This window comes from uncultured Faecalibacterium sp. (assembly GCF_900066275.1).
Taxonomy (GTDB): Bacteria; Bacillota; Clostridia; order Oscillospirales; family Ruminococcaceae; genus Faecalibacterium; species Faecalibacterium taiwanense.
In genome coordinates, this window is sequence record NZ_FMFG01000001.1 from 164190 (window position 1) to 171108 (window position 6919).

Genomic DNA, 6919 nt, shown 5'->3' on the forward strand with positions numbered 1-6919 from the left:
GCCACTGTTCCCCCTTTTGTCACTTGTGTGACATCTTCCCCCGACCGGGGGAAGTCTTTCTCAAAGAGGGAGGCTTTTGCCTTCCCGCAGCGTCAAAGGCTCCCTCCCAGAGGGAGCTGTCGAGCGAATGCGAGACTGAAGGAGTTCGTTTTTACACATACATCCCCTATTTTATCCGAAAACGCTCCATAATGCAAGTGTTTTCGTTATTTTTTCAGGATGATGCAGGGCAGAGGGGCGGTTTCGGCCCAGTTGGCAAAATCACACACCAGAACGGTAAAACTTTTGAGCGGAAGTGCCCGGAGATATTCCAGCACCGTCTGCTTTTCATCCGTGCCGATGACCTGCCCGCTGTAGAGGATGGCGCTCACCACGCCGCCGGGGCGCACGGCTTCCAAAGCCGCCTGCAGGGCGGGGATGCTGCTCTGCGCGGTGGAGAACACTGCGTGGTCGGCCCCGGGCAGCCAGCCAAAGTTGAACATCACCGCATCTGCCGTGCCGGGCTGCACAACCTGTAAAAGGTCTGCGTGGCTTTGGCAGTGCAGCTCATACCGGGCGGCAGGCACGCCCAGCTGCTCCAGATGCTTCCTGGTGGATGCAATGGCAGCTTCCTGCACGTCAAAGCCGACTACTTTTCCTTCCGGCGCGGTGATGCCGCACAGGAAGGCCGTGTCGCCGCCGTTGCCGCAGGTAGCATCGATGCAAAGGCGCGGCTGTGCCAGCCGCGCGGCCAGAAAGTCCTGCACGAACTTGACGGCGGTCAGGTCCGGCGTGCGGCGGCGCACCAACTGCCTGCCTTCTGCCGCAAAGCCGAACTTTGCCCAGAACGCAAGCTCTGCGGCATCGGCGGGCAGCGGGGCGGTAAATACGGTAGCCTTTTCGCGGTCGTATCCGGCGTAGGCGCGCAAAGTTTCTTTTAATAGATAGGAGCCGTAGCCTTTGCGCCGCCACTGCGGTTCGATGCCAAACGCGGTGATGGCAGCCCCCTTTGCGGCGGGCGTGAGCGCGCAGAAGCCGATCTGTGTTTTTTCCTTATAGAGGGCAAAGCCCTCGTCTGTGCGGTGCAGTTCCATGGTGTGTTCCTCCTGAATTTACGCTTTTACAATAGCAAGCGCAAAGGCCGCTGTCAAGGGCGGAAAGTGCGTCTTTTTTTCACAGTTTCTTCACGGCGCGCGCGATTGATTTTCACAATTGACGGTTACAATAGGAGCAGTTCAAAGGAACAGGGCTCCTGTGGACGTATCCCTTACGGAAAGGAAGTATCAGCATGGACAATGAGAACAAATGGGAATATGATTATTCCTCTCAGGATAAAAACGAAAGCGGAGATACCGGTTATCCCAATGTGGGCAGCAGCGGCATGAACACCGCCAACCAGTACAACGACCCGCAGCCGGAACCGGAGACCGCTTACACCGCCCCGCAGACAGACAACGGCGCAGGCGGTGCAACGCCGCCGGTACATCCGGTACAGCCGCAGGACGCGCAGCCCCCTAAAAAGAAGAAAAAGTTCAATGGCAAGCGCGTTGCACGCAGCGCCGTGGCGCTGGTGCTGGCCGCAGCCATGGGCTTTGCGGGCGGCTTTGTGGGGGCAAAGTTTGGCGGCAGCGGCAAGGTGGTCATTCAGCAGGTGGCACCTTCCTCTACGGCCGACAGTGCATCCGGTTCGGATAGTTCCATCACCGCAGCATCCAGCAGCGGCAGTAGCCTGACCACTGAACAGGTGGCTGATCTGGTCAGCCCCAGCGTGGTGGTCATCACTACGGAGCAGGTGGTCTACTCTCAGTGGTCGTGGTACGGCCAGAATCAGGTGGAGAGCGGTGCCGGCAGCGGCGTGATCATCAGCTCGGACGGCTACATCCTCACCTGTGCACATGTGGTGGACGGCGCTTCCACCATCACCGTTACCATTGGTGACAAGGACTACACCGCCACCCTCGTGGGCGAAGATACCACCAGCGATATCGCGGTCATCAAGATCGATGCTGACGGCCTGACCCCCGCCACCGTGGGCAACAGCGACAGCCTGAAGGTGGGCCAGAGCGTGATGGCTGTGGGCAACCCGCTGGGTGAGCTGGGCGGCACCGTGACCGGCGGCATGATCAGCGCTTTGAACCGCAGCGTCACCATTCAGGGCAGCAGCTCTGTGAACACCATGTCCCTGATCCAGATGGATGCTTCGGTCAGCCCCGGCAACTCCGGCGGCGGCCTGTTCAATATGAACGGTGAGCTGGTCGGCATTGTGAATGCAAAATCCTCTTCCAGCGATGCAGAGGGTCTGGGCTTTGCCATCCCCATCAACGATGCCATCAAGGTGGCACAGGAGCTGCTGGAGAACGGATATGTGACCGGACGGCCTTATTTGGGCATCACCTATCTGGCCGTGACCGACGCACAGACTGCTTCTCAACTGGGCGTGAATGCCTACGGCGTTTACGTTGTGGAGGTGGTCAAGGGCGGCCCTGCCGAAAAGGCAGGCCTGCAGGCCGGTGACCGCATCGTGAGCGTGGACGGCACCGAGATCGCCTCCAAGGACGACCTTGGCACCCTGATGCAGAAGCACGCAGCAGGCGATACGCTTTCCATCACCATTGCACGCGACGGCCAGATGCAGACGGTCAATGTGACACTGGGCGAAAAGACGGCTTCCAACAGCTGAGCAAAATAGAAAACAGGAGCGGATGAGAGTTTTCCATCCGCTCCTGTTTTTATATCTGTCCAAAGATGGTGGCACTGTAAGGCATCAGCACGGCCTCGTGCTCATACACTCTTGCCGGGCCGCGCCACAGGCTGGACGAGATGCCGTCGCTCAGCATCTGCCAGCGCCCAACCGGCAGCGGCACAACCTTGCTGATCTCGGTGGGGTTATAGAACACGCACAGCGCCTGCCATGCTGCGCCGTCGCCCCACTGGGCGGGCAGCTGCCAGCCCACCAGCGGCTGCTCCAGTGAGAAAAAGTACAGGGCATCCGGCGCGTGGGGGTCGGTGCTGGAAAGCCGCGGAAACCTTGCCCGCAGAGCCAGCAGGCCGCGGTAGTAGTCCACCAGTGCATGATATTTTTCGGCCCGCTCCCAGTCCAGCCGGTTCAGCGCAGGCGAGGAGCGGTAGCTGTTGCCCTTCCCTTTTTTGGTGCGGGCAAACTCCTCGCCCGCCTGCAGGAAAGGCAGGCCGAAGCTGGTCAGGTAAATGCCCGCCGCCAGCCGGTTCTGGGCAAGGGCTGTGCTGTCTGCCGCCGTGAACTCCGGCTTTTCGTACCGCACCAGCAGCAGCTTGTCCCACAGGGTGAAGTTGTCGTGGGCGGAAACATAGCTCACGATCTGGCTGGGCGCGTGGGGCGGCAGACGGTCGCTGCGGCACCATGCCGCCACCGCGCCGCCGATGTCCCAGAAGCTGCCGGGCCTGCCCTCCACATAGCCCGGCTCCCGGGCGTTGAAGCAGCCGCCCTTGATGGTGTCGCGGGTGTCGTCGCAGAAGATGCCGATGCGATCGTTCAGCATGGCAAGATTCGCCTTGTTGGCCTCGTACCGGTGCAGCTGGCTGCCGCCGCCCTGCCACGGCTCGCCGTACATCAGGATATCCCGCCCGCCGGGCAGCGTATCCAGCGCGGCGCGCACCGCGTTGATGGTCTCCACGTCGTACAGACCCATCAGGTCGAACCGGAAGCCGTCGATGTGGTATTCCTGCGCCCAGTAGAGGATGGAATCGATCATATACCGCCGGGCCATGGGCCGCTCGCTGGCAAATTCGTTGCCGCAGCCGCTGCCGTTGGAAAAGCTGCCGTCCTCGTTCTGGCGGAAAAAGTAGCAGGGCACGGTATCGTTCAGCGGGTTCTCATTGCGGTACATGTGGTTATACACCACATCCATCACCACACCGATGCCCGCCGCGTGCAGGGCTGCGATCATCTCCCTGCACTCCCGGATGCGCACCTCGCCGCGGGTGGGGTCGGTGGAATAGCTGCCTTCGGGCACATTGTAGTTGGTGGGGTCATAGCCCCAGTTGTACTGCCGCAGCAGCGGCTTTGCCTCGTCCACGCTGCCAAAGTCGAAAATGGGCATCAGCTGCACATACTTCACGCCAAGCCGCTTTAAATAATTCAGGCAGGTGGGGTGGATGCCGTCCCCGTGCAGGGTGGTGCCCTGCTGGGTAAAGGCCATGAACTTGCCCCGCCATGCCGGGCGCACGCCGCTGGCAGCGTCCTGCGAGAAGTCGCGCACGCTCACCTCCCACACCGCGCGCTGCTCCGGCGGGATGACCGGACGCACATCCCGCTCCCACCCGGAGGGGGCGGTGCGGGCAAGGTCCACGATCATGCTGCGGGTGCCGTTCACACCGGCAGCGCGGGCGTAGGGGTCGCCGGTCTGGCGCGAAATGCCATCCACCGTGACCGTATAGGTGTAGTATCGTCCGTGCTGGTCGCCGGGCAGATAGATGCTCCACACCCCCTGCTGCCCCCGCTCCAGCGGCAGAGTGCCTATGGGCTCACCGCCGCTGCCTTTGCGGTAAAGGCTGACCTCCACCCTCTGCGCCGTGGGTGCCCACAGGCGCAGATGGGTGCCGGAAACAGCATATTCCTGCCCCAGCGGGCCGGTGTAGGTGGTTTGAAGGTCAAAGGAGATGCTCTCGTATAGCGTTTTCAGTTCGGCGGGCGTTTTGACGGTCATAGTTTCTTAATTCCTTCTTGCAGATTTCCTATCAGATATAAGTGTAAACACCGGCGGTCTTTTTTGCAAGAGGGAATTGCAAAAGCTGTCCGGGTACACTATACTGGAAGAAAACGACAAAAACGGAGGGCAAACCATGGCATATACCGACGATTGGGAAAACCTTATGAACGGTGTGTTCGGTGCAGGGGGCAGGCCGCGCTTTGGCGGCACCGCCCAGCCGGAGGCAAAGCCACAGAAATCCGGGACCTCAGCCGTGCCGGACCTGAACGCTGCTCTGCTGGAAAACCAGAAGCAGCTGGATGCCCTGCTCAAAAAACAGAACGCCCAGCTCAGAACCAAGGATGACGCGGTGCAGTCTGCTCTGGAGGACAGCCGCCAGATGCTGCGGGATATGGAAGCGGACGGCCTGCTTGCCAAGGGCACTGCCGATGTGACCGCAGAGCACCTTGGTAGCTTTGAGGGCCTTGCCGCCGAGGTGAAAAAGACCGTTCTCGGGCAGGATGCCTTTGTGGACAGCGTGGTGCGCGCCATGCGCCGGCCCTTTGTGCTGGGCACCGAGCGCCCGGCAGCACGCAATGTGATCCTGCTGTGCGGCGGAGCCGGTACGGGGCGGCACTTTGCGCTGGCAGAGACCGCCCGCATCATGGCGGCGCGGGGCCTTTTGCAGAGCGACAAAACCGCGGTGGTGGACCTTGCCCTCTACCCCAATTCCGGTGCGGAAAAGCTGTTTTTGCAGGATCTGTATGCGGCCCTGCACGCCCCCGGGGAGGTCGTGATCTTTGAGCATTACGAGAACTGCCATGCGGCCTTCCTCAAGACCCTTGCAGACCTTGCTGTGAAGGGCAGCGCACCGCTTTCCAGCCGGTATCTTGTGAACAAGGAGGGCATCCTTGTGGATGCAGGCACGGCGCTGGCACCGGGCGCGGTGAGCAGTATCACGCCCTGCGGCAAGTACCTCATCTTCTTTTCCCGCAAGGGCCGGGACGCGCTGGCGGATAAGTTCGGTGCGCCCTTTGTGGCAGCGGTGGGCGATGTGTGCGAGACCAGCGCCTTTGCCCGGGAGGACCTTGCAGCGCTGGCGGCGCAGCAACTGAATGCGCTGGCCCAGAAGGTGAGCGCACGCCTTGGGCTGACCCTCTCTGCCGGGGCCGATGTGCGGGACTATGTAGCCGCCCAGTGCTCTAAGGAAAAGGGTGCGGCGGGCCTTGCGGAATGCTGCAATAAAATGTTCCGTGCCCTGAGTGAATACTGCCTGCAGACTGATGCAAAGCTTACCGGCACCGTCACCCTGACCGCAAAGCCGGAGGGCGTATGGTTTTGCCTGAACGACCAGCCCGAGCAGGAGCTGTCTGCCCTGCTGCCTGCCGAGTACACGGGCGCTGTAGATGAAATCCGCGCCGAACTCAACGGCCTTGTGGGCCTTGGGGCGGTCAAGGAGTATGTGTTCGGTCTGGCGGATAACCTGCAGGTGCAGCAGCGCCGCGCGGCGGCAGGCTTCAAGACCACCAGCCTTTCCATGCACATGATCTTCACCGGCAACCCGGGCACCGGCAAGACCACCATTGCCCGGCTGGTGGCAAAGTACCTCAAGGCCATCGGCGCGCTGAAGGGCGGTCAGCTGGTGGAAGTGACCCGTGCCGACCTTGTGGGCCGCTACACCGGCCACACCGCCCCGCTGACAAACAGCGTCATCGAGAGTGCCCTCGGCGGTGTGCTGTTTATCGATGAAGCCTACAGCCTCTACCGCGGCGAGCAGGACAGCTTTGGACTCGAAGCCATCGACACCCTTGTGAAGGGCATGGAGGATCACCGGGACGAGCTGGTGGTCGTTCTGGCGGGCTACACCCGGGAGATGGAGGTGTTCCTTACCGCCAACAGCGGTCTTGCCAGCCGCTTCCCCAACAAGATCGAGTTTCCGGACTACACGGCGGACGAGCTGCTGGACATCACCAACGTGCTGGCAAAGGGCAAGGGCTACCGCCTTGCCGAGGGCTGTACCTTCCCGCTTTTGGGCTACTACAAGCGCCGTCAGGCGCTGGACAGCCGCACCGCCGGCAACGGCCGTCTTGCCCGCAACACGCTGGAAAAGGCCATCTTCCACCAGAGCCGCCGCCTTGTGGCAGAACCTGCCGCCGAGCTGGACCTGATTTTGCCCAGCGATCTGGAATTTGAGGAGTGAGAGATTCAGAATGGCCTCCGCTTCGCTCTGGCCATGCTCAGCGGAAGAATTATTTATAGGAACAGCAAACCCC

General features: G+C 61.4%; 4 protein-coding genes. 2 read left to right on the forward strand and 2 right to left on the reverse strand.

What is annotated here, in order from left to right; translation table 11 throughout:
• Positions 1–206: 206 nt before the first annotated feature.
• The gene (locus tag QZL71_RS00825) at positions 207–1073 is read right to left on the reverse strand and encodes a GNAT family N-acetyltransferase (RefSeq protein ID WP_097781190.1); all 867 of its coding nucleotides are present in this window, start codon (positions 1071–1073) and stop codon (positions 207–209) included.
• A 194-nt stretch (positions 1074–1267) separates the two neighbouring features.
• Here QZL71_RS00825 and QZL71_RS00830 point away from each other — a divergent pair, with 194 nt between their 5' ends.
• The gene (locus QZL71_RS00830) at positions 1268–2659 is read left to right on the forward strand and encodes a S1C family serine protease (RefSeq protein WP_154256085.1); all 1392 of its coding nucleotides are present in this window, start codon (positions 1268–1270) and stop codon (positions 2657–2659) included.
• Between the two features lie 49 nt (positions 2660–2708).
• Here the strand turns inward: QZL71_RS00830 and pulA are convergent, their stop codons facing one another.
• Positions 2709–4664 carry a type I pullulanase gene (gene pulA, locus QZL71_RS00835; protein ID WP_097774630.1) on the reverse strand — a complete coding sequence of 652 codons (1956 nt, stop codon included), beginning with the start codon at positions 4662–4664 and terminating at the stop codon, positions 2709–2711.
• Positions 4665–4800: 136 nt separating this feature from the next.
• Between pulA and QZL71_RS00840 the strand changes: the two genes are divergently transcribed.
• Positions 4801–6846 carry an AAA family ATPase gene (locus QZL71_RS00840; protein ID WP_294647356.1) on the forward strand — a complete coding sequence of 682 codons (2046 nt, stop codon included), beginning with the start codon at positions 4801–4803 and terminating at the stop codon, positions 6844–6846.
• The last annotated feature ends 73 nt before the right edge of the window (positions 6847–6919 follow it).

What these genes read in the sequence shown, in the direction of transcription:
- QZL71_RS00825 (WP_097781190.1), bottom strand. Translation starts at nt 1,073, where the DNA reads ATGGAACTGCACCGCACAGACGAGGGCTTTGCCCTCTATAAGGAAAAA.
- QZL71_RS00830 (WP_154256085.1), top strand. Translation starts at nt 1,268, where the DNA reads ATGGACAATGAGAACAAATGGGAATATGATTATTCCTCTCAGGATAAA.
- pulA (WP_097774630.1), bottom strand. Translation starts at nt 4,664, where the DNA reads ATGACCGTCAAAACGCCCGCCGAACTGAAAACGCTATACGAGAGCATC.
- QZL71_RS00840 (WP_294647356.1), top strand. Translation starts at nt 4,801, where the DNA reads ATGGCATATACCGACGATTGGGAAAACCTTATGAACGGTGTGTTCGGT.